Below are 21,407 nucleotides of genomic sequence, written 5' to 3'. Positions count from 1 at the left end.
CCGTCATGAGAACTTTCTTGAAAATCCTTTTATTATTAATCCTCCTTACGGCCATAACTCTGGTCACGGTGTATTCGGTGAACAAAGAGGATATCCACAGGAGGATACGCCTTGAGGCTACCCGGTTTATGTCCGAGGCACTTAACAGGCCTGTTCGCATAGGTTCGGTGCGTTACCTCCCCTTCCAATCCGTCATTCTGGATCACGTTGCCATATCCGGAGTGAACGAGGCGGAGGATACTCTGGCGGACATCAACAGCGTCACGATAACCGTCGATATGCTGAAACTATTACGGGAGAAACGCCTTAAGACCACGCTGGTGGTCGAGGGGTTTCATTCCACGGACCTCATAACCAACTTCACCCTCCGCACGCTTTCGCGAAAGGCGGCCACTTACGCCGAAGCGGCGGATACCGATCTTATAGAGTCTGTCTCGATACTGGAAGCAGTTGCCGGCAACACCGAGCTTACCTTACGGGACATCTTCGGTATCCTTGAAATGGATCGGGGGACCATAACCAGCGGAAAGCTGCACTTTGAATGCAAAGACACCGAATACCTGGCGGATTTCACTCGAAAAGAGAAAGAAAGGTCTGCCTATGATCTTTCCGTGCGGTCGCGTAACCTCGGTTTCACTTCTCGATTGGTGGTGAACCGGACGGATCTTCTGATAGAAGAGTTCAGGGGCATGTTCTACACCCTTCGCTTCGACCTTAAGGGAGAAGCTCTTGACCTTCTCGGTGAGAATTTCAGGCTTTCCGTTAACGGAACGGTCAATACCCAGCTGGAGTCCTTCCCGGAAATGCCCGGTGAGATCGGCAGGTTCGCAAGAGCGCATCCCATGAAAGGACGAGTAAGGATCAACCTTTTCCTGGCAGTGACCGGCATGCTCCCGGAAAATTGGCAGATACGATCTACCGTCTCGGCTACGGACCTTAAAATAGACAAGCTCCGCATAAAAGAGCTCTCGGCCAAGCCCACCGTGACAGGCGGCAGGCTGCATATACCGCTTATTAACGGCGTGATTTACGGGGGCGTTCTGGGCGGGGGCCTTAAGATGGACCTGGCGGACAGGGATCTTCCCTTCATGCTGGATATAAGCCTTAACGATCTGGATTTCGGCAGGCTCATGGGCGATCTTACGGGTAATAAGGGGAACATCTACGGCAATTTCCATCTGGGGCTTGAACTGAGCGGATACGCGAAAGAGACCAGTACTTTTTCCGGAAGTGGCAGCGTGAAGATCTCCGAAGCGGACCTGGGGCCAATGCCTATACTCACCCCCCTACTCGGAGACGTGTATATAGCCGCGCAGGCAGTGGTCCCGGCCATAAAACCGGTAAAGATCGACAGCGCGTCAATGAGTTTCAGGATAAAGAACCGCCGCGTCGAAACGGATGACCTGATCCTTCACGGTGAAGACATAACCATAAACAGCGAAGGGTACGTGGACTTTGACGGCAGACTCGATCTGGTTTTCGAGAACCGCCTCCTCGACCCTTCCGCAGAGGATCAGGAATGGACGACAGCGCTCAGGAACGCTATCGTGAGTTTCGGAAGGTTCCTGGGAAAAACACGCCTGACGGGAACTCTGGAAGAGCCCAGATGGACCAAATAAAGGCTAGTTCGCCTCCACGTATTTTTTGAGCACTCTCTTCATCTTACGCAGAGCCCTTCCCCTGTGGCTGATCTTGTTCTTGTACGCGGGCGCCATCTCAGCGAAGGTCTTGTCATGGTCTTCGGGCACGAAAAGCGGATCGTAACCAAACCCGTTCTCGCCCCTGGGGCTGCTTACTATCCTGCCGTCAATTGTACCTTCAAAAGTTTCAAGAAGGATGCCACCTGCGGCAAGCGCGATATTGCATACGAACCTGGCCTTGCGATCCTTTTTAGGCATCTTCTCAAGAAGCTTCAAAAGCTTCTGGTTATTCTCAAGATCGGTGGCTTTGGCCCTGGCGAACCTCGCCGAACGTACCCCGGGTTTACCGCCCAGGGCGTTCACCTCAAGACCGGAATCGTCCGCAACCACCAGACCGTTGAAATATTTTGAAACAGTTACCGCTTTTTTCACGGCGTTCTGGCGGAACGTCTTGCCGTTCTCAACTATCATGGGAGGCTGGGTATTAAGGTCATCCAGGTTCTTGACCTTGGTCTTCTTTCTATATCCGCTCAGAAGCGCGCTTATCTCGCGCCTTTTGTTCTTGTTATGCGTAGCCACAAGTATCTCCAGCATCAAACCACTCCTTTCAGTGCTAACTTCTGTTCTTTGATGAGTTTTTTCACGCCTCTCCTGGCTAGTTTCATCAATTCATCCATCACCGACTGGCTGAAGGGCTCCCTTTCGGCGGTACCCTGGACTTCCACGAACTTGCCCGAATCGGTCATTACAACGTTCATGTCTACCTCCGCCCGGGAATCTTCATCATAATCAAGGTCAAGCAGGCTCTTGCCGTCCACAACACCCACGCTCACCGCCGCAAGGAAATGCCTCAGAGGAAGCCTGTCAAAAATACCGCGCTTTTTTAACTTCTCCAGCGCCATGCAGAGAGCTATGAAGCTGCCCGTTATGCTGGCGCACCGCGTGCCCCCGTCAGCCTGTATCACGTCGCAATCCATCCATATGGTCCGTTCACCCAAAGCGTCCAGGTCCACCACTCCCCTCAGGGAACGGCCTATAAGCCGCTGTATCTCGTGGGTCCTGCCGCTCTTTCTGCCTTTGGTGGATTCTCTGGAGATCCGCTTCTGGCAGGACCTTGGCAGCATCGAATATTCGGAGGTTATCCATCCGGTTCCCTGCCCCCTCAAAAATAACGGCACCCCGTCCTCGATGCTGGCCGTGCAGATGACGCGCGTGTTGCCCAGCTCAAAAAGACAGGAACCTTCCGGATACTTGATATAATCGGTAACTACATTGACCTTTCTTAAACTTACCGCTGTTCTTCCGCCTCTTCTCATTGTTCCCCTTCTTCCTTCGCGTAAATATCCCTTCCCTGGCTGTCTATACCGACCACCAGAGGAAAATCCTCCACCTCGAGCATGTATATCGCCTCGGTCCCCAGGCCTTCGAAAGCGACCACACGGCTCTGCCTCACTCTCTCGCTGAGGTACGCGCCCGCGCCGCCGGGTGCGATAAAATACACCGCTCCCTTCTCCTTTATGGCTCTTGCGACTTCAGGGGAACGCTTCCCCTTTCCTATCAGGCCTTTAACGCCCGCCCGCAGGATGGCCGGAGTGAACGGATCCATCCGACTGGATGTGGTGGGCCCGCAGGAGCCTATGACCCTTTCGCCCGGAGGCGTTGGCCCGCAGTAGAAGATGACTTGCCCGTCAAGTTCAAGCGGCAGGGCCTCTTTCTTCTCCAGAGCAAGTGCCATGCGCTTATGCGCCTGGTCGCGCGCCGTATAAACCGTCCCCGCCAAGAGGACCTCTTCACCAGGCTTCAGGTCTTTTATCTGATCTTTCTGTAATGGAGCGCTTATTCTTTTCATGTTACCCTTTTAAATGACCATATCCGCGCTGCGAAGTGCATGGCACGACAGGTTTATGGCCACGGGAAGGCCGGCTATATGAGTCGGGGCCGCTTCGATATTAACGCCCATGACCGTTGAAATCCCTCCAAGCCCCATCACCCCTATCCCGAGCCGGTTCACTTCCTCCTTGATAGCTTGTTCAAGCCGCCCCAGGTGTTGGGCCGGATTACTTGAATCAACATCTCTTAAGAGAGCCTTTTTGGCGAGAAGACAGCATAGATCCGCCGTAGCGCCTATACCCACACCAAGAACATAAGGAGGGCAGGCATCAGGACCGGTGCTTCGGACGGACTCGACGCAAAGATCGGTTATGGCATCCTCTCCACTTGTAGGGTCTAGCATGCAGAGCACGCTTTTATTCTCGCTGCCGAACCCCTTGGGCATGGCCGTTATCCCGATCTTGTCCCCGGGAACGATCTCGGCATGCACGAAAGCGGGCGTATTAGTACCGGTATTCCCCCTGAGAACCGGATCTTCGACGACGGACTTGCGAAGACCGCCCTTTTCGTATGCACGGCGGACACCCGCATCCACCGCATCCATAAGTTCCCCGCCAGTAAAGGCCACGCTCCTGCCGACCTTCAAGAAAACGACCGCAACACCGGTATCCTGGCAGATGGGTATATTCTTCTTTTCGGCTATGTCGCGATTCTCAAGAAGAACTCCCAGCATCTTTTTCGGAAGAGGCTTCTGTTCCTTTTCGTATAGGTCTTTCAACGCCTTTGTCACGTCTTTCCTCAGGACCGTGTTGGCCCTGAGGAACAGTTCCTCCACGGCATCGGAGACTCTGGCGACATCCACTTGCCTCGTGCTCATATGGTTACCTTGCTCACCTTTATGCTTTTTCTAAGGAATATGCCAGCGGACCTTTTGAACCCTTCCGGGTCGTCGCTGACGTAGAATCTGGCTTTGCCTTTCCGGCGGCGCCTTTGCGGACGGAGATCGTTCTGTTTAAGGGATCTTTTGGCGTACTTGGCCACGGCTATAGATGAATCTACCAGTTTTACTTCGCCCATGACCTGCCCGATAATACCTTTAAGCAGCGGATAATGCGTACATCCCAGTATTAGAGAGCTGATGTTCTTCTTCTTAAGGCCGTTCAGATAAAGGCGCGCCACGTGCCGGGTAATGGGGTCAGCAAAGAACCTGTTCTCCACCAGCGGCACGAAAAGAGGACAGCTCTTGCTGAAGACCTTGTATCTGCGGTCTATCTTGTTTATGGCCTTCTGATAGGCTCCGCTGGCAACGGTCGAGTTGGTACCTATTACCCCGATCCTCCTGTTACTGGAAAACTTGATAGCCTCTTCCGCACCGGGGGTGATAACACCGATGACAGGTATCTTGTAATTCCTCTTCAGCGAGGCCAGACTGAGACTGGATGCGGTGTTGCACGCGACTATCACCATTTTGACCTTTTTAGAGATCATAAAATCCATTACTTCACGGGAGAAGCGTATAACCGTCGATTTAGATTTATTACCGTAAGGCACACGTGCGGTATCCCCGAAATATACGATATCCTCATCCGGCAGGTATCTTCTGACGCTCCTTACGACCGTAAGACCGCCTATACCGGAATCGAATATGCCTATGGGTCTATTTCTGGTTGAAGTCATGGTTGATATTATAATGTATAAATGCTAAAGGATAAAGAACAAACTGCGCGCCTGATGGCCGTGAAGTCCATTTCAGGCCGCCTCACTTATCTGCCTTCTTTTTCTCCTCCTCTTCCTCGAAATAAATGGCCTGGCGGAGCTGGCCCTCCTCGCTCTTGCGGAAACCCAGTTCCAGATTACTGAAATAGGTTATATAGATGAGCAGGATCAATAGTGGCGTCATCAGGATGAGTAAAAGCGAATACATGACGATGAGGAACCTGTCTCTGGGCGAGACCAGGTCGCCCAGATAATATTCGCCCGCTATCTCTTCCGCCGGAGCGAGTTCCTCGCGGCAGTACAGGCAAACATCCCAAGAAGCGTCATAGGTCCTCTTGCATCGGGGGCATTTCTTCATTTCTGATCGAACAGCTCCTTGTATTCTCCGTAGCCCTCTTTTTCCAAGTCCTCCTTGGGGATGAACCTGAGTGCTGCCGAATTTATGCAGTACCTCAGACCTGTGGGCTCGGGACCGTCCTCGAAGACATGACCGAGATGAGAATCAGCCTTTCTGCTCCTTACCTCCGTCCTTACGGTCAAAAGGCCTCTATCCTCTACCTCCACGATGTTACCGGGTTCCAGCGGCCTGGTAAAACTCGGCCATCCCGTGCCCGACTCGAACTTGTCGAGGGAACTGAAAAGCGGCTCTCCGGAAACGACATCCACGTAAATACCCGGCTTTTTGTTGTCCCAGTACTCGTTCTGGAAAGGCCTTTCAGTGGCCCCTTCCTGCGTCACACTGCACTGGAGAGCTGTCAGCTTCTCCTTAAGTTCAGCCTTCGAGGGTTTTTCGTAATCCCGGGTCTTTTTCTCGCCTCCCCATTTCTCTTCAAGATAATCTTTCCTCCCGGACCCTTTCTTGTAGGAGCCGTACGCCCGCGGGTTCTTCCTGTAATAGTCCTGGTGGTATTCCTCGGCTTCATAGAATTCGGAAGCTTCGATTATCTTCGTGGCGACAGGTTCCTGGAACTTGCCAGAGGCCTCAAGTTCATCTCTGGACTCTTCGGCAAGGCGCTTCTGCTCCTCATCATGATAAAAAACGGCGGTCTTATACTGCGCTCCCCTGTCGGCGAACTGTCCGCCGGTATCGGTCGGATCTATCTGTTTCCAGAACACATCGAGCAGCTGCCGGTATGAAACTCTCGAAGGATCGTAAATAACCTGTACCGCCTCGTAATGGCCGGTGTCCCCTCCGGAAACCTCTTCATAAGTGGGATCCTTCACTCTGCCGCCTGTATAGCCGGCGATCACCTCAGAGACCCCGTCCAGCTGTTCGAAGGCGGGCTCCATACACCAGAAACATCCTCCGGCAAAAGTCGCTTTATCCATATTAATCCCTCTCCTTCCACCTGTTGCGGTATTGGTCCGGCGTCCGTTAAAAAAGGCGACAAGAGCGATCACCCCCAGGATGCCGATCGTCACCCGAACAGCGCTTCTATTCATCCGGCCTCCATATTCTTCGCGGTTCCCGCTAATAGCAGGGTCTTCATATCTTTCTTATACTGTCCTTTATCAAAGGTATCAGATAAGGGGAAACGCTCAGGACATTGATACCGACATCGATAAGCGGTTTTATCCATTTCAGTTCACTGGCCATCTCCCCGCAGACGCTGCATTCTATTCCATGCCTCGCCGCTGATCTGCGTACCCTGTGTATGTATTTCATTGCAAGGTCAGACCCTTTTTCGTAATACTCCGACACGTTCGGGTTGTCCCGCCCCGCCGCCACCGAGTACTGCACAAGGTCGTTGGTGCCTATGCTCAGAAAATCGGAAACATCGGCGATCTTTTCTATGTTCTCCACGGCAGCCGGGGTCTCTATCATGGCCCCTATGGGGATATCTTTGCGCTTCAGGCCATAACGGATCTTCAACTGCCTCTTGCATTCAGTGGCGATCTGCCTGAGCTCTTCTATCTCCTGATGGAACGTGACTATCGGAACCAGAAGCCTTATCTGGTGGTCCTTGGATAGTATATACGCGGCCTTCAGCTGTGTCATTAGCAGGTTCTTGTACTTTAAAAGCAGTCTGACGCCCCTGAGACCCAGTACTGGGCTGGGCTCATCCTCTATGTCGATATATGGCAGCTGCTTATCAGCGCCTATATCCAGAAGTCTCAGAGTGACGAGCTTATTTTCTGCGGGTTTAAGTATCCTTGAAAGGTTCTTGACCAGATACTTCTCATCGGGAAGTATCTTGGAATACATGTAAAGCTGCTCTATCCTCAACAGGCCTATACCGTCGCAGCCCCTGCTCACCGCCACCTTGACATCTTCAACAGAAGCGATATTAGCATAGACCTTTATGAGCTTTTCGTCGCGTGTTTTTGCTATATTCCCGGCTTTTTTTATGAGCTTTTCCTGCACTTTTTTCTCTTTATCGATCACTTCCCCGTAAAAAGTCTTTTCCTTGCCGGTTGGGTTCTTTATCACCGTACCTTTATACCCGTCGAGGATAAGTTCATCGCCGCGATTTATCTCCCCCAAAGCACCCTTTACCTCGGCGACCCCGGGTATACCCAGCGATCTGGCTATGATCGCGCTGTGGGAAACAGGGCTTCCCTGTTCGACCACTATGCCATTCACGTTCTTTCTTTTTAGCCTGACCGTATCGGAAGGCAGTAGCCTCCTGGCCACTATCACGCTTCCCGGCGGTATGTTCTCCAGGATATTCACTTCGCATCTCATGAAAGAGCAAAGGACCTTCCTGCTCAGGTCCTCCATATCTTCCGCCTTGCTCTTCACCATTTCGTTCTTGGCGGCGCGGAACTTGTTCGCCCACCTTCGGAAAACGTTCTTTACGGCGTGCTCTGCGTTCACCAGTTCGGTCTTAAGTTCCTTCTCTATGTCTTCGAGCAGAACCTTGTCCTTGAGTATCTCAGCGTGGGCTTTAAAGATACCCGCCTGTTCCCTGCCAAGCTCGTCCTTAACGTTCTTCTCCAGGCTTTCAATGTCCTCAAGAACTCTTCCGAAGGCCTCTTTTATCCTGGCGAGCTCCCTGGAGACATCCTCCTTCTCTATGCTGTAATAATGGAGGTTCCTTGAAAGAATGTCCTGGTAGAGAAAAGCACTGCCTGTTGAATATCCTTTACTGATACTTTTTCCTTTAAGTATTTTCTGTCCGTTGTCACTTTCCGGCTTCATGTTCATCCTTTTTGGGATTGAATATCGCCCCCGCGGATTTGACCACGTTGGTTATTATCTGCATCTCTTTCTGTATCGCTCTTTTTGAAGAAGCCCACGTGCTCCGGTCAGTATTCCTGCGTGGGCGTTTACGCGCTATGGCCCGCTTATATGTATCCAGGGTCCTTTCGACGCTTTTCGTGTAAGCGAACTTCTCAGCCGTTGAAAAAGCGGCTTTGCGGAAAGAATCCCTGCTTCTCTCATCCATTTCAAGCAACTCTTTGAGCCTCCCCGCGAAAGAGCCTCTTTCGCCGTTCCCCACCAGAAATCCGTTGTTCCCGGAATCTATGACTTCCCGCACTCCCGGGGCGTCGATCCCTATAACAGGCACTCCCGAGGCCATGGCTTCGGCAAGGACCAACCCCTGCGTCTCGCTCTTGGAGGAGAAGACCAGTACATCCATGGCATGATATGCATCGATCTTATCCTGCCCTTTGAGTAAACCCGCAAAATGCGTCCTCTGTGAAATACCCATGCTGCGAGCCTTCTCCTTCAGTTCATCAACAAGGTCCCCGCCACCCACGAGCAGAAAATGCGCTCGCGCCTCATCACTCAGAAAAGGCGCGACCTCATCCATCAGATAAAGCATGTTCTTCTCCTGGGCTATCCTGCCCAGGTATCCGACACAGAAGGCTTCAGGCGGTATACCGAGCTTCTTTCTGGAGGCATCCCCGTCACCTCGGGAGAATTCAGACACTTTTATGCCGGTTGGTATGGTAACTATTTCCGTCTCCACGCCGCGCTCCCTCAAAAGATCTTCTATGCTTTCACTGGGCGCTATCACCTCGTCGCAAAGATTGCAATAGCCGACCGAGAGCTCCACGACGAATTTCTTAAGAGCCTCCGAATCACCGGGCACATAATGTGTGTTCATCTCATAACGCGTGTGGTGAGTAAAAACTATGGGTATCTTGCGATTGGCGGATATCCTCAGGGCCGTGTCACCCACGAGAAAAGGATGGTGCGAATGGACAATATCAGGAGAGAACCGCTCAAGCACACCTTCCAATCTTCCGGGAACAGGCACCTCTACCGAAAAATCGGTTCCGTTGAAGTTCTGTATGGCGGGGATCCTAAAGACCCCCTCTTCCTCTTCAGGCATATTTTTGAAACTCGGGGCGACTATGAGAACCTTATGTCCCATGGACCGGTATTCAGAGGAAAAGTCCTCGATTGACCGTTCTATACCGCCCACAATGGGCACGTATGTATTGGTCATCATCAGTATGTTCATTCCGCACCTGCCTCTATCTGGACGGTATCGCTCCCCTCGCCCATGTGCACGGCGGGCCGGCCGGGTAACCGTACTTCCACTTCCGGCCTCTTCCCCCGCCAGTCCGCGTCAAGTCCTACGCTGATCTTTCCCCCGAAACAGGCGATCTCTATACTGCAATCTCCGAAAGGCGTCGGAGCGGGTCCGAAAAAGAGCCTGTTGCCCTCGGCCAGCCATTCGTCCCGGATCCCGGAACAGAGGACGAGCTTATCCTTTTCTTCTGTTATGAAACAGTTGCGTACCATCATCACCCACTCTGCGGCCGCCCATAAATGCTGTCCGTCACCCATGCATCCCCCGCCTGTCCAGGGATGTATGGCTTCGGGCCACTGGCCGGTGTCGGAGGCGATCTCGCCTGCCGCGTCCATGATGCCGATGAACCTTGTATCCCCCGCCCTCAGGAGGACCTGTGCTATCTGCAGGCTCAAATATATGTTCACACCCGAATGAGCTATTTCATGGAAGAAAAGCCCGTTCAAGAAATCCTTTTCAATGAGGAAATCAGCGGTATCCAGTATGGCCTTCTCCCGCGGACCGTATATCTTAAGGGGGTAACCCGCGACCATCGTACCCACTGCGCTTGAATCCATGCGCCTGAAGGGAGAGGCCGGAACGGTCGATATGCCCTCTTCCTTCTGCGTTTTGGAGATGCTTTCGTTTATCGCCTTGAGGAAAGATCCCTTTTCAACGCGGCACTCCTCGGCAAGGGCCTTGTTGCCGGTCATCCCGGCCATAAGCTCTCCCGCCTCGAGGCCCGCCACTCCCCAGAAGTCGTCCCAGTAGTAAAAATCATTCGGACCGAAATGTTCGGCGCTGAAACCCGCGGGGAAAAGCCCCGAGCATTTGGGATCCTGCTTCCTGGATGATCTTTTCCGGTGTATCCACCTGACGGCGCTGGCTATGGACCTGCGCCAGGACTCTTCGGGCGCCCTGCCGGTAAGTTCCGAGTATCTTTTCATCGACCAGAGGACCTGCCCGTTGGAATCCCATTCGCCGTCCTGGGACCTGAAATAACCCGTAGGGGTCTGCATCTTTGGAAAAGCGTCAATGATATTACGCGCCCTTTCTTTCAGGTTCACCGACAGCATGGCGTTAAGAGCGTAGGCCGCGTCCCTGAACCAGAACTGCTTATAGGTAAAGGGACCCGCGTAGATCTTCTCAGGAGAAAGCAGTATGAGGTTCCTTATTGATGCATCATAGAGATATTTTATTTTTTCATCGGGAATTTCAAGTCTGGTGACCCCCGAGACAGTATCCTTCCATTTTTCCTGGATGATCCCAACGCCCTTACCGGATCTGTCCTCTTCCTCTCCCAGAGGCACGCTCACGGTTATATCTCTTTCACCGCCGGGTTCGATCTTGAAAAGCGCCGCGGCGGTGCAGAGCCCCACATTACAGGTTATATTTTGCTTCTGGTCCCATCTGAATAGATCATTGAAAACATCCCCCCGGGCATATTCGGAGAAGATCCGGCCGTCCGGTGTGTTCTCGAAAACGATCCTGTTCTTCTTGTTGACCAGCCATCCCGATGGGATCATGGATACCTCGTGAATAAAGCTTATACCTTCCGGGTTACAGGGCCTCAAGGAGACCACAAGATAAGCTTCCTTTTCAGTGCTGCCAGTGAGCCTTATCCTGCAAATGTTCTCTCCTTTTTCGTTCTCGACCTCCACCCTCTGGGTGAGGTAGTTCTTCCCCTCCACGGAATCGGTCATGACCGACAGGTTCTCCAGCATTTCAAGCTTCTGGCACACCCGGAGCGCTCTTGAAGGGACTAACCTGTAGCCGTCTTCGCCAACAAGCCAGCTGTCAATGGACCACCCGTCATAAAGAGGGGTTACCAGCCCCCTGGGGTCGACTATAGGCATCTGTTCCACGCCGGGTATACCTACGGCTGTCCAGTTCCTGTGAGTGAGATTGATATGCGTAAGGGAAAAAGCTCTCGGGACAAATGACCTGCTGGCGGGATCGAACTGTTTCTGCACCCAGTAAGGCCATAACCAGTCAAGGTTATTCTGTATGACCTGGCTGTTTATAAGCCCCCTGGCATGAAGTACTGCCGCAAGACGCAAGAGTTCCACCGGCGCCAGAACTTCCGAAGGCTGCGCCATTGTGGTAAGACGCGAGAGAAGCTGGAACGGGTCTATAAACCCGTGCTCCTTGGCCAATATCCTTATTATGAGTCTCCATGGAAGCCATTTCGTCCACATGTTTAAACCTTTCTAGCTTTTCAGGGCTTTATTTATTCAGGGACAACAACTCCGCTGGAAACGACCAGTTTAAGGGCCTCGTTTATCGTCATATCCACTTCCAGCAGCTTTTCTTTAGGTAAGATAAGAAGCAGCCCGGAATACGGCATGGGCGATAGCGGCACCAGTACCGTGATCAGCTCTTTGCCGGTCTTGCGGTTGAACTCATCTATGCCCTTATTGGTCAGAAATCCTATTGAATAAGAACCTGGTGCGGGATATTCCACCAGCACCACTTTCCTGAACTTCTTTTTTTCTTCCTCCTTGAAAAGAAAGTCGGAAAGTTTCTTGGCCGATGGGTATATGTTCGCCACGACCGGGGTTTTGTAGAAGAATCTTTCAGCAAGGCTGAAAAGCTTTCGCCCTACGAAATTGCTCACGAAAGCCCCGATAAATACCGTTACGGCAACAAGAAGCAACAACCCCAGTCCCGGTATTGAAAATCCGTAATTCGCCACGAGAAAATCGTTGATATATCTTCCCATGAACCTGTTGGCTAGGTGAAATAGGAACCCTATTATGTAAAAGGTTATAAACAGGGGCAGAACCGTAGCGATACCTGAGATCAGGTACCTGCGCAATCTTGTGCCAAAAGTGCTTTTTTTATCTTGTACCATGATAAATCCCCGGATGATGAACGGTGCGCTCACCTGCCGAACATTGAAGCGATACCTTCCAGTATGCCTTTGGCCTCCTCCACGGCGGCATCAAGTTTTTCCTTGAACAGCTCCACCTTGTCCTCACCCGAAGAGACCATTTCCTCCAGATCCTTCTTTACCGCGTCCCTCTTGTTCTCCAGCTTTTCTATCTGCCTGAAGTATTCGATCTTGTTATCGGATGTGACCTGTGCGGCTTTAGCTTTGAGTTCTTCGATCTTGGCGTCCCATTCCTTGATCTGAGCTTCGACCTTGTTTTTCTGTTCCTCGCGTAAACCCATATCGACCTCCTTTGCCGGTTCAGGATAGTTTCATGATCTTAATCCGCGAAGCGTCAAGCTTGCATTTATTATGGCGCTTATACTCCAGTTCTTCGGGACCCGGGCCTTTTATTTCTTTGAAGCCGGCCCTTCTGAAATACCCCGGTATGTGCGTTACAAGATAAACTTCCTTACCAGGCGCCGTTTTCTTCGCCTCTTTTACAAGGAACCTTGTCAATCTGGTCCCTATGTCTTTTCCCCGAAAATAATAATCCACCCCGATAGAAGCAAGTTCCAGATACGCACCGTGATCTATAATCCTTCCGAAACCGACGGTTCTATCTTTATATTTGACCACATAGAAGTTGCGCCAATCGGGGTCTTCCCGATCCAAAAGATATTTTTCAAGCTTCTCGTTTATGTATTCCTGGTCCCCGGCATCAGCCCTCCGGACCACAGCTTCTGTGATATTGAATTTATCTTTCTCCATATATTACGTCTATTACCCGCATCCGAAATAAATAATGGGGGCCCTTCCCATAATATTAACTATAATGGGCAGGCCAGTTCTGTCAAGTTTAACATCTGGAAAGCACGTTCCGGATGAGCTTTTCCGGACAGAAGCGGCCGTGCCGGGTAATACTTCAGGATCCTTTCACCCGTAAGCTGCCAGACTAAACCTATTTCGGCATATTTTCCTGTATACCTTCTTTGTAGCCCGCTTTGTAGCCGTTATTGTAACCGTCCTTGTATCCCCTCTTGTAGGCGGCCTGGGGATCCATTTTCTGAACTTCGTCGGCGTCCCTTACTTTTTCGCCGGTCATTGAATCCAGCAAGGCTCCTCCGACAACGTTCACTCCCGCTCCGACCAAAGCACCTGTGCCGACGTTGCCGCCGCCGGCGGCGCTGCCCGCCGCGCCTGCTCCGGCCCCCAAAAGTCCTCTTTTCAGGAGCCTTGATGAATCATCGTCCGCTGATGAAATCACCGCCGGGCTCAAGAACGCGACCATTACAGCTATTATGAATACCAAAATAAAAAACTTATTCTTCATTAGAACGCTCCTTTTCTTTTGTTCCGGTTTCTTCGCAAAGGCGGATACCGGAAAAAGCATATTATCGATATCCTCTTAGACACCGGAGAATTTTCCCGGTTCCAAGCGTGTTATTTACTCTTTACGGTCCCGGGGTGCCGAGCATACCAGTCGGCTGCCAGTTCCGCGACCCTGTCCAGCGCCCCGGGCTCCTCAAATAGATGGGATGCCCCTTCTATTACCTCTATACTGTTTTCGCAGGTCAACTTCTTGGCGGACCTGCGGTTAATATCCATCACCACGGGGTCATTGCCTCCTACCACGAAAAGAATGGGGCTTTTAAGGTTCGGTAAATGTTCTTCTGCCATATCGGACCTTCCACCTCTTGATACCAGAGAGGTGATCTTCCCTTCAAGCTCGACAGCAGAGATTATAGCCGCGGCTACACCCGTACTTGAACCGAAATAGGCTATCTCCACACCGGAAGCCTCCGGCAAAGCGGATGCCCACCGCGTGGCCTGTTTCATCCTCTGCGACAAAAGAGCTATATTGAACCTGAAATTGGCGTTTACCGCATCCTCACGCGCTTCCTCTCCGGTAAGAAGGTCAAAAAGCAAGGTGGCATATCCTTCCTTCTGGAAACGGGAAGCAACATGTCTGTTCCTCGGGCTCTGCCATCCGCTGGCGCTTCCGTGCGCAAAAAGTATTAACTGTCGGGCTCTCTCCGGTATGTTCAATTCGCCCTTGAGCACGCCCTTATCGACATTTATCTCTATTATATTATTTTTCATCACTTCCCCCTTATACGGTCGTCACTGTGCGGTCCTTTGACGAATTCGCTCACGCGCTCGACCTCTATGGAGAGGGAGCTATTGACTTGCGGAATATGCCGGTTCCTCTCCATCGTCGCCGGTTGACCGTCAAGCACCTCTGTTTCCTTTAGATCTTTTTTGCGTCCATATATCTGTACCCCCTTATCCTCCTCGGGGTCCCAAATAACGATAGAGAGCCAGGGATTAACCTCCAGGTTCTCAAGAGTTCTCGGGCAGAACCATTCACTTACCACTATTCCGCCTCGACCGGTGAAATCAAGTCCGCTTGTAACGGCCAGGTGAGAAACTCCGTTGGAAGAAGTGGCTATAAATGCGTATCCGGTCCTCCTGAAAATATCCATTGCCCTCTTATCAAGGTCCATTGCCTTTCTTCTCCTTCGTACTAGCTTTTTTGAGTATTTCAATAACTTCCTCATCGGTGGTCTGCGGAAAGTTCGCGTAAAACTGGCTTACCGCCATGAAGAGGCTCGGAAGGCGGACACACAGGACCTGGTCGGCAGCCTCGCTTATCCTTCCCAGGGCGCTTTCCGATGCGACGGGAACAGCGGCTATGAGTTTTGAAGGCCTTTCCTGCCGTGCTCCCCACAGAGCCGCTTCCATCGTGGAACCCGTGGCCAGGCCGTCATCGACCACCACCAGGGTCCTTCCTTCCATCCGCGCTTTGGGCCTTGCCTTACGGAAAATCTCCCTGCGGCGCTCGATCTTTCCCATTTTTTCTCTCTTCTCCGACTCGATATACCCTTCGGGCCATTCTCTCGAAGAGAGGCGGGGATCCATAAATACCTTTCCGGTTTCACTGACGGCACCGATGGCCAGTTCCGGATTGACCGGTGCTGCCAGTTTGCTCGAAAGGACTATATCGAGTTGCGAACCGAGCGAATCGGCAACTTCCTCGGCCACTACCACTCCGCCCCTTGGTATGCCCAATATCAACGGATCCTCCAGATCGTAATCCTTTAGAGCTTCCGCCAGCATCTTGCCCGCATGGCTTCTGTCGGAAAACGTCCCGCTTCCGTGCTGAACTATCTTGATATTCTCTTTCATCCCTTATACACCCCTATCGATAGATCCGTTAACATCCCAAAATGATCAATCCGCCGCTGAAAATCTTTTAATAATATTATTATAGATTACTTACCCGCAGGCAATTGGCAGAATCCACTTTTTACTGACTTTATTCTACCGCGCGCCGGAATACTCCTGGGGGGTAAAGCACCTCTTTCCGGGAAGGGACGATACCGCTCACCTCAGCACAAGTTCCATGCCGTCTTTTGCTATAAAAGCTTCGACGCCTCTTTCATCAGCCATTTTTCTCAGATCATTGGCGAGCTTTCGGGGGTCGGCTTTAACGATACCGGAGCCGCAGTGCGTGATAGCTGCTCGGGGGACATTTTCCTTAGCGCACCAGGTAAGCTGCGTTCTAACCGGAACATGCCCGATGAGCCTGTTCCCTCTTTTTCTGACCATTGGGCTTTTGAGGGTGGCCCCGTCACCGATGTAAAGATCTATCCCCTTAAGCGCTTTTTCCCTGTCATGGATATAGACCAGATCGGGCGCGTAAAATATCTTGCTATCACCCGCTTCTATCCTGTATCCGACCGCGGGGCAGCGCGTGGAATGTTCGACGGTAAAAGCTTTAACGCTCAGCCTGCCAATGGTCTTCTTCCTTCCAGGGGAGATCTTCCTGCGGTTATTCTCTGCGACATCAAAATCCTTAATCTCCTCCCAGGTTTCGGCGGTAGCATGCACGGGGCAGGGCGCACATCGTTTAAGCCCCCACGCGTGGTCAGGATGCGCGTGCGTGAGAACTATAGCGTCCGGGGAGAGTTCCTCAACCCGTCCGAGCCAGTCCTCGCCGCAGTCCACCAAAAGGCGTGTAGTGTAATAGGACACCATCATGCAGCTGTGCATCTTATGCGATGACGACCGGGGCTTTATATAGCCTCTGGTGCCCAGAAATCTTATCTTCATATTTGAGATTAAAGGTCGGATATCTGTTCAATGATATGCACCGTGCTCGCCTGGGGCCCCTTCTGGCCCTCTTCCTCGACGTAACGAACAGCGGTCCCCGGTTTCAAGCGTTCAAAACCGTTATTCAGAACACTGTTCTGGTGAAAATATATTTCCCGTCCGTCTATAGTCTCCAAGAAACCGTATCCCTGGTCGGTGAAGACCTTGGAGACCAGCGCGTTGGCCTGCTGGTGCGGATGGGTTTTCACCTCGCGCCTCTGGCGGTCGGTAAGTTCGATCAGCTGTCCCCGCGCGGCGTGGAAAGCGTCACGGACGACGAATTCAAGAGGTTTATGAAGGTCCCCCCTGCTGGGCTCTCTCCTTACGGCTATTTCATGACCGGGCGTGACGGTGATATCAAGGCGCACCCTGTAGGGGTTTCCTCTTTCCTGGTGCTCCTGCGTCTTTTCAATGGCGACCCTGCAGCTATTGATATGGTCACACACCTCTTCCAGTTTGCCCGTCTTCTCCTCCACCAGGGCCTTGATATCATCACTGGCGGGTATACCTCTGAAACTGATCTGTAAAGGAACTTTCATTTTCACCTCCGATTACATTCCGTTCAGCTTAATAACTGGACCTCGCTCGATTTATCCAATTTCTTTCTTCCTCCGGAGAACCCTCCTGCAGGCTTCGGCTATATCCGTGTCGGTAAGATGGTATTTAGCAAGAAGTTCTTCCGGCTGCCCCGATTCGCCGAAGATATCCCTGACCGCTATCATTTCAACCGGGACCGGGGAATGACAGGCGAGTACTTCCGCGACAGCGCTGCCCAGACCTCCGTGCACCTGGTGCTCTTCTGCCGTTACCACCGCTGCGGTCTCACGGGCCGCGCGTATTATCTCATCCTCATCAATGGGTTTAACGGTATGGATATTGATAACCCGTGCCTCAATACCTTCCTCGGAGAGCATGCGGGCCGCCTTCAGTGATTCCGATACCATAAGCCCTGTTGCTAACACCGCGACATCCTTACCCTCACGCATAACGTTGGCCTTACCTATCTCGAACGCGTCCCGCTCAGCGGTTATCACCGGAAAAGCCGTTCTTCCAAGACGCATATAAACCGGACCTCTTATACCTGCCATGGCTTCTGTCGCTTTGGTCGCCTCTACCGCGTCACAGGGCGAGAGAACCGTGAGGTTCGGCAAAACGCGGGTTATCGCCAGGTCCTCCAGGCACTGGGCGGTCGCCCCATCAGGACCCACGGTTATACCTGCATGGGAACCGATGATCTTAACGTTCCTGTTGTCATAGCAGATCGAGATGCGGAGTATACCGTAAGCCTGGTTAGTGATAAAAACCGCGAAAGAACATGCGAAGGGTATTAGGCCTTCCATGGAAAGCCCCGCGGCCGTACCCAAAAGGTCCTGTTCTGCTATGCCTAGATTGAAGAACCTTTCGGGGAATTCGTTCTTGAAAGATTCTGTCCGCGTCGAATCCTCAAGATCGGCCGAAAGCACCACGATATCCTCGTTTTCCCTGCCCATCCGGAGAATAGCTTCCCCGAAAGCATCCCTTGTAGCTTTCTTCTGTTCCATCCGGTACCTTCCCGCTAAAACCCGAGTTCTTCGAGAGCCTTTTCCAGCTCCTCCTTTTCGGGCGCTTTACCGTGCCATTCGGTCTTACCCTCCATGAAGGAAACCCCCTTGCCCTTGACCGTCCGGGCAATGATAAAAGTGGGCCTGCCCTTGACCAACCCGCTTTGGTCCAGGGCATCGGTCAACTCGCCCAGGTCGTGGCCGTCAACCTCCAGAACGTTCCAGCCGAAATCCTTCCATTTGTCCGCCAATGGTTCCAGGTCCTTCACCTTGGCGACCGGTTCGTTCTGTTGCAGTCCATTGGCGTCTAGGATCGCGCACAGGTTATCCAGTTCATGCTGGGGCGCGGTCATGGCCGCTTCCCATATCTGGCCTTCCTGGATCTCACCGTCGCCCAGTAGACAATAAACCTTAAAATCCTTCTTCCGGATCTTGGCCGCCAGGGCGACACCGTTCGCGACCGAAAGCCCCTGGCCCAGGGACCCGGTTGAAAGCTCAACACCCGGAACGCTCGTGTGCACATGCCCCTGAAGACGGCTGTCGATCTTCCTGAATGTAGCCAGTTCTTCCTCGGAGAAAAACCCCCGGTCCGCCAGCGTGACATATAGAGCCGGTGAAGCATGCCCCTTGGACATGATGAACCTGTCCCTCATGCGCCAGCCGGGCCGCGCGGGATCGTGCCTCATCTTGTAGCAGTAAAGGCTGGTGAGTATCTCAACTGCTGAGAGGGACCCTCCCGGATGTCCGCTGCCGGCAGCGGATACGACCTTGAGGATCTGCTTCCGGTATTGCCGCGCCTTTTCCTTTAACGCGCCCAAGTCCTTTTTATTCATTCAGTAACACCCCTTTGAACACTACGTGACCCTTCGGGTCCGGACAGCGGCTTTATTCTATCATCTGCCGAACAAATAGTTAAATATTTAATGTAGTAAGAACAGACCTCGCGAGTGACGCGTACGGCCAGATATCATTTATTGAATGAAACGAGTTTGGCGTTGACCGCGACTATCACCGTGCTCATAGACATGATAAGCGCGCCGACAGCCGGCGGCAGTATTATGCCGTACCCGTAAAGAACTCCGGCGGCGAGCGGAATAGCGAAAATATTATAACCGGTAGCCCACGCCAGGTTCTGCACTGTTTTTCTCCGTGCAATGCGCGACAGCGAAAGGATATCAAGAACACTTCCCGGATCGCTCTCAACTAGCACGATATCGGCCGACTCCACCGCGACATCCGTACCCGCGCCTATTGCTATACCTACATCGGCCTGAGCCAGCGCGGGAGCGTCATTAACGCCGTCACCGACCATTGCTACCATCTTGCCCCGATCTTGCAGCTCTTTTATCTTCTCGGATTTTTTATCCGGCAGGACCTCTGCAAAATAATCATCCAGACCCAGTTCGCCGGCAACGTAACTTGCGGTCTGTTCATTGTCCCCGGTGATCATCGCCACTTCCAGCCCGCGTTCTTTCAGGGCCTTTACCGCGTCCCTGGAGCCTTCCCTTATTTCGTCAGAAAGCGCTATCACTCCCTGCACATTTCCGCCGGAGGCGACCAATACCACTGTCTTACCCTCCGAGGCCAGCCGCTCAGCTTCTTTATCGGCCTTTCCCGGATCTGCTCCGGCTTCTTTGAGGACACCCCTGTTACCCACATAGATCTCCTCTCCGGAGACGAGGGCTTTGGCCCCTTTGCCCGGAAGGGCCTTGAACTTTTCAGCCTTTTCCAGCGAAAGCTCCTTCTCTTTGGTCTTATTCACTATACCCCGGGCTATCGTATGCTCGGAGTTCACTTCAATTGCGCCCGCCCTGGCCAAGAGATCATTCTCGTCCCACTCGCCGACGGAAACAATATCGGAGACACCGAACTGGCCCTTTGTAAGCGTTCCGGTCTTGTCAAAAACTATCATCTGGAGGTCTTTTGCCGATTCGAACTGCGTCCTGTTCCTGATAAGAAGACCGTTACTCGCGGAGATCCCGGTTATGACCGCTATCACCAGCGGTATGGCAAGCCCCAGAGCGTGGGGACAGGTAATGACCATCACCGTCACCATGCGTTCAAGAGCAAAAACGAATTCCTTGCCGTAGATAAGCCAGCCGGCCAGTGTTAACACCCCGGCGGTTATGGCTATCACGGTAAGCCAGAAAGCGGCCTTGTCGGCGAAACCCTGAGCCCTGGATTTACTTTCGCTGGCCTTTTTAACCATATCAACGACCTGAGAAAGATAGGAGTCCTCGCCGGTCTTCTCCACCTTGACAGTGAGGGAACCGCTTCCGTTGACGGACCCTCCCATCACCTTATCCCCCTTCTTTTTGTCAACGGGTTTAGATTCGCCGGTAAGCATAGCTTCATTGACGTCGGAAGAGCCCTCCAGGACCTTTCCGTCAACCGGCACCTTTTCCCCGGGCTTGACAAGCACTTTGTCACCCTTTTCAAGTTCCGCTATCTTAACGTCCTCCGTTGAATCTCCCTCTTCCAGGCGATGGGCTTCCTGGGGCATAAGCTTGGCCAATTCCTCAAGGGCTTTTGAAGCGCCCATTACCGACCGCATCTCTATCCAGTGGCCCAGGAGCATTACATCGATCAGGGTCACCAGCTCCCAGAAAAAGACCTTGCCCCTCACGCCCAGAACCACCGATGCGCTGTAAAAGTAAGCGACCGAAACGGCAAGAGCTATCAGGGTCATCATACCCGGCTGTCTTTTCCTGAATTCGTCAAAAAGCCCCTTCAAAAAAGGCCAGCCGCCGTAAAAATAAATGAACGTCGAAATGCCGAGAAGGACTAAAGAATCACCCGTGAATTCCAAGCTGTATCCCAGGAACGACTGGATCAGGGGCGATAAGACCAGTACGGGCACACTCGCTCCCAGCGAGATCCAGAATCTTTTCCGGAAGTCCTTCACCATATGGGCGTGGTGCGAAGCGTGGTCACCTTCTCCATGATGCTGGTGCCCTTTACCAGATCCGCCTTCTTCCCCTTCGGACAAAAAAGCTTTCTTACAGTCCTCGCTGCAGAAGTAATATGTCTTCTCATCTTTTTCCGCCTTCACAGCCTCTTTTTTCTCTATTTCCATGCCGCATACAGGATCTTTTACTTTTTCACTCATTTTAACTCCTCAAGTTCATCACAAAAAAACAAATACAACTTCTCCTCACCCCAAGAGATCCCGGATTTCCATGCTATT

General features: G+C 52.3%; 23 protein-coding genes. 1 reads left to right on the top strand and 22 read right to left on the bottom strand.

Annotated features, from left to right (window positions below):
* Nucleotides 1-5: 5 nt before the first annotated feature.
* Nucleotides 6-1,619: a hypothetical protein gene (locus GF409_04305; GenBank protein MBD3426437.1), complete on the top strand. Its 1,614-nt coding sequence runs from the start codon at nucleotides 6-8 to the stop codon at nucleotides 1,617-1,619.
* A 3-nt stretch (nucleotides 1,620-1,622) separates the two neighbouring features.
* On the opposite strand, the gene GF409_04300 is transcribed toward GF409_04305, so the two are convergent.
* From GF409_04300 to GF409_04195, 22 genes are all read right to left on the bottom strand, one after another.
* Nucleotides 1,623-2,234 (bottom strand): XTP/dITP diphosphatase, encoded by a 612-nt coding sequence (locus GF409_04300; GenBank protein MBD3426436.1) that lies wholly within the window; start codon nucleotides 2,232-2,234, stop codon nucleotides 1,623-1,625.
* The gene (locus tag GF409_04295) at nucleotides 2,234-2,956 is read right to left on the bottom strand and encodes a ribonuclease PH (GenBank protein MBD3426435.1); all 723 of its coding nucleotides are present in this window, start codon (nucleotides 2,954-2,956) and stop codon (nucleotides 2,234-2,236) included. The genes GF409_04300 and GF409_04295 overlap by 1 nt, the downstream gene beginning before the upstream one ends.
* The gene (locus GF409_04290) at nucleotides 2,953-3,489 is read right to left on the bottom strand and encodes a TRZ/ATZ family protein (protein MBD3426434.1); all 537 of its coding nucleotides are present in this window, start codon (nucleotides 3,487-3,489) and stop codon (nucleotides 2,953-2,955) included. The genes GF409_04295 and GF409_04290 overlap by 4 nt, the downstream gene beginning before the upstream one ends.
* Before the next feature lie 9 nt (nucleotides 3,490-3,498).
* Entirely contained in the window at nucleotides 3,499-4,347 is an 849-nt protein-coding gene (locus tag GF409_04285) for a fumarate hydratase (protein MBD3426433.1), read from the bottom strand.
* Nucleotides 4,344-5,147 carry a glutamate racemase gene (locus GF409_04280; protein MBD3426432.1) on the bottom strand — a complete coding sequence of 268 codons (804 nt, stop codon included), beginning with the start codon at nucleotides 5,145-5,147 and terminating at the stop codon, nucleotides 4,344-4,346. Before GF409_04280 ends, GF409_04285 begins: the two co-directional genes overlap by 4 nt.
* Nucleotides 5,148-5,229: 82 nt before the next feature.
* Nucleotides 5,230-5,544 carry a hypothetical protein gene (locus GF409_04275; protein MBD3426431.1) on the bottom strand — a complete coding sequence of 105 codons (315 nt, stop codon included), beginning with the start codon at nucleotides 5,542-5,544 and terminating at the stop codon, nucleotides 5,230-5,232.
* The gene (msrA, locus tag GF409_04270; GenBank protein ID MBD3426430.1) at nucleotides 5,541-6,629 is read right to left on the bottom strand and encodes a peptide-methionine (S)-S-oxide reductase MsrA; all 1,089 of its coding nucleotides are present in this window, start codon (nucleotides 6,627-6,629) and stop codon (nucleotides 5,541-5,543) included. Before msrA ends, GF409_04275 begins: the two co-directional genes overlap by 4 nt.
* Before the next feature lie 43 nt (nucleotides 6,630-6,672).
* A complete protein-coding gene (gene ptsP, locus GF409_04265; protein ID MBD3426429.1) occupies nucleotides 6,673-8,334 on the bottom strand; it encodes a phosphoenolpyruvate--protein phosphotransferase in 1,662 nt (553 codons plus the stop codon).
* Nucleotides 8,312-9,601 (bottom strand): glycosyltransferase, encoded by a 1,290-nt coding sequence (locus GF409_04260; GenBank protein ID MBD3426428.1) that lies wholly within the window; start codon nucleotides 9,599-9,601, stop codon nucleotides 8,312-8,314. Before GF409_04260 ends, ptsP begins: the two co-directional genes overlap by 23 nt.
* Nucleotides 9,598-11,850: a hypothetical protein gene (locus tag GF409_04255; protein ID MBD3426427.1), complete on the bottom strand. Its 2,253-nt coding sequence runs from the start codon at nucleotides 11,848-11,850 to the stop codon at nucleotides 9,598-9,600. Before GF409_04255 ends, GF409_04260 begins: the two co-directional genes overlap by 4 nt.
* 32 nt (nucleotides 11,851-11,882) lie before the next feature.
* Nucleotides 11,883-12,506, bottom strand: a complete 624-nt coding sequence (locus tag GF409_04250) for a DUF502 domain-containing protein (GenBank protein MBD3426426.1) — start codon at nucleotides 12,504-12,506, stop codon at nucleotides 11,883-11,885.
* Nucleotides 12,507-12,535: 29 nt separating this feature from the next.
* Entirely contained in the window at nucleotides 12,536-12,826 is a 291-nt protein-coding gene (locus GF409_04245; GenBank protein MBD3426425.1) for a coiled coil domain-containing protein, read from the bottom strand.
* A 19-nt stretch (nucleotides 12,827-12,845) separates the two neighbouring features.
* Nucleotides 12,846-13,295, bottom strand: a complete 450-nt coding sequence (locus tag GF409_04240; GenBank protein MBD3426424.1) for a GNAT family N-acetyltransferase — start codon at nucleotides 13,293-13,295, stop codon at nucleotides 12,846-12,848.
* A gap of 190 nt (nucleotides 13,296-13,485) precedes the next feature.
* A complete protein-coding gene (locus GF409_04235) occupies nucleotides 13,486-13,857 on the bottom strand; it encodes a hypothetical protein (GenBank protein ID MBD3426423.1) in 372 nt (123 codons plus the stop codon).
* A gap of 110 nt (nucleotides 13,858-13,967) precedes the next feature.
* Entirely contained in the window at nucleotides 13,968-14,627 is a 660-nt protein-coding gene (locus tag GF409_04230; GenBank protein ID MBD3426422.1) for a hypothetical protein, read from the bottom strand.
* Entirely contained in the window at nucleotides 14,627-15,085 is a 459-nt protein-coding gene (locus tag GF409_04225; protein MBD3426421.1) for a hypothetical protein, read from the bottom strand. Before GF409_04225 ends, GF409_04230 begins: the two co-directional genes overlap by 1 nt.
* Complete coding sequence (locus GF409_04220; GenBank protein MBD3426420.1) at nucleotides 15,021-15,713, bottom strand: phosphoribosyltransferase; 693 nt, start codon at nucleotides 15,711-15,713, stop codon at nucleotides 15,021-15,023. Before GF409_04220 ends, GF409_04225 begins: the two co-directional genes overlap by 65 nt.
* A gap of 198 nt (nucleotides 15,714-15,911) precedes the next feature.
* Nucleotides 15,912-16,640, bottom strand: a complete 729-nt coding sequence (locus GF409_04215; GenBank protein ID MBD3426419.1) for an MBL fold metallo-hydrolase — start codon at nucleotides 16,638-16,640, stop codon at nucleotides 15,912-15,914.
* Nucleotides 16,641-16,648: 8 nt separating this feature from the next.
* A complete protein-coding gene (locus tag GF409_04210; GenBank protein ID MBD3426418.1) occupies nucleotides 16,649-17,218 on the bottom strand; it encodes an HPF/RaiA family ribosome-associated protein in 570 nt (189 codons plus the stop codon).
* Nucleotides 17,219-17,269: 51 nt separating this feature from the next.
* Nucleotides 17,270-18,220 (bottom strand): transketolase family protein, encoded by a 951-nt coding sequence (locus GF409_04205; GenBank protein MBD3426417.1) that lies wholly within the window; start codon nucleotides 18,218-18,220, stop codon nucleotides 17,270-17,272.
* Between the two features lie 14 nt (nucleotides 18,221-18,234).
* Nucleotides 18,235-19,053 (bottom strand): transketolase, encoded by an 819-nt coding sequence (locus tag GF409_04200; GenBank protein MBD3426416.1) that lies wholly within the window; start codon nucleotides 19,051-19,053, stop codon nucleotides 18,235-18,237.
* Nucleotides 19,054-19,187: 134 nt separating this feature from the next.
* Nucleotides 19,188-21,329, bottom strand: coding sequence for a copper-translocating P-type ATPase (locus GF409_04195; GenBank protein ID MBD3426415.1), 2,142 nt, complete (start codon nucleotides 21,327-21,329; stop codon nucleotides 19,188-19,190).
* Nucleotides 21,330-21,407: the final 78 nt, after the last annotated feature.

The sequence above is a fragment of the Candidatus Omnitrophota bacterium genome (assembly GCA_014728045.1).
Taxonomy (GTDB): Bacteria; Omnitrophota; Gorgyraeia; order Tantalellales; family Tantalellaceae; genus WJMH01.
This window is presented reverse-complemented; position numbering and strand designations above follow the sequence as displayed.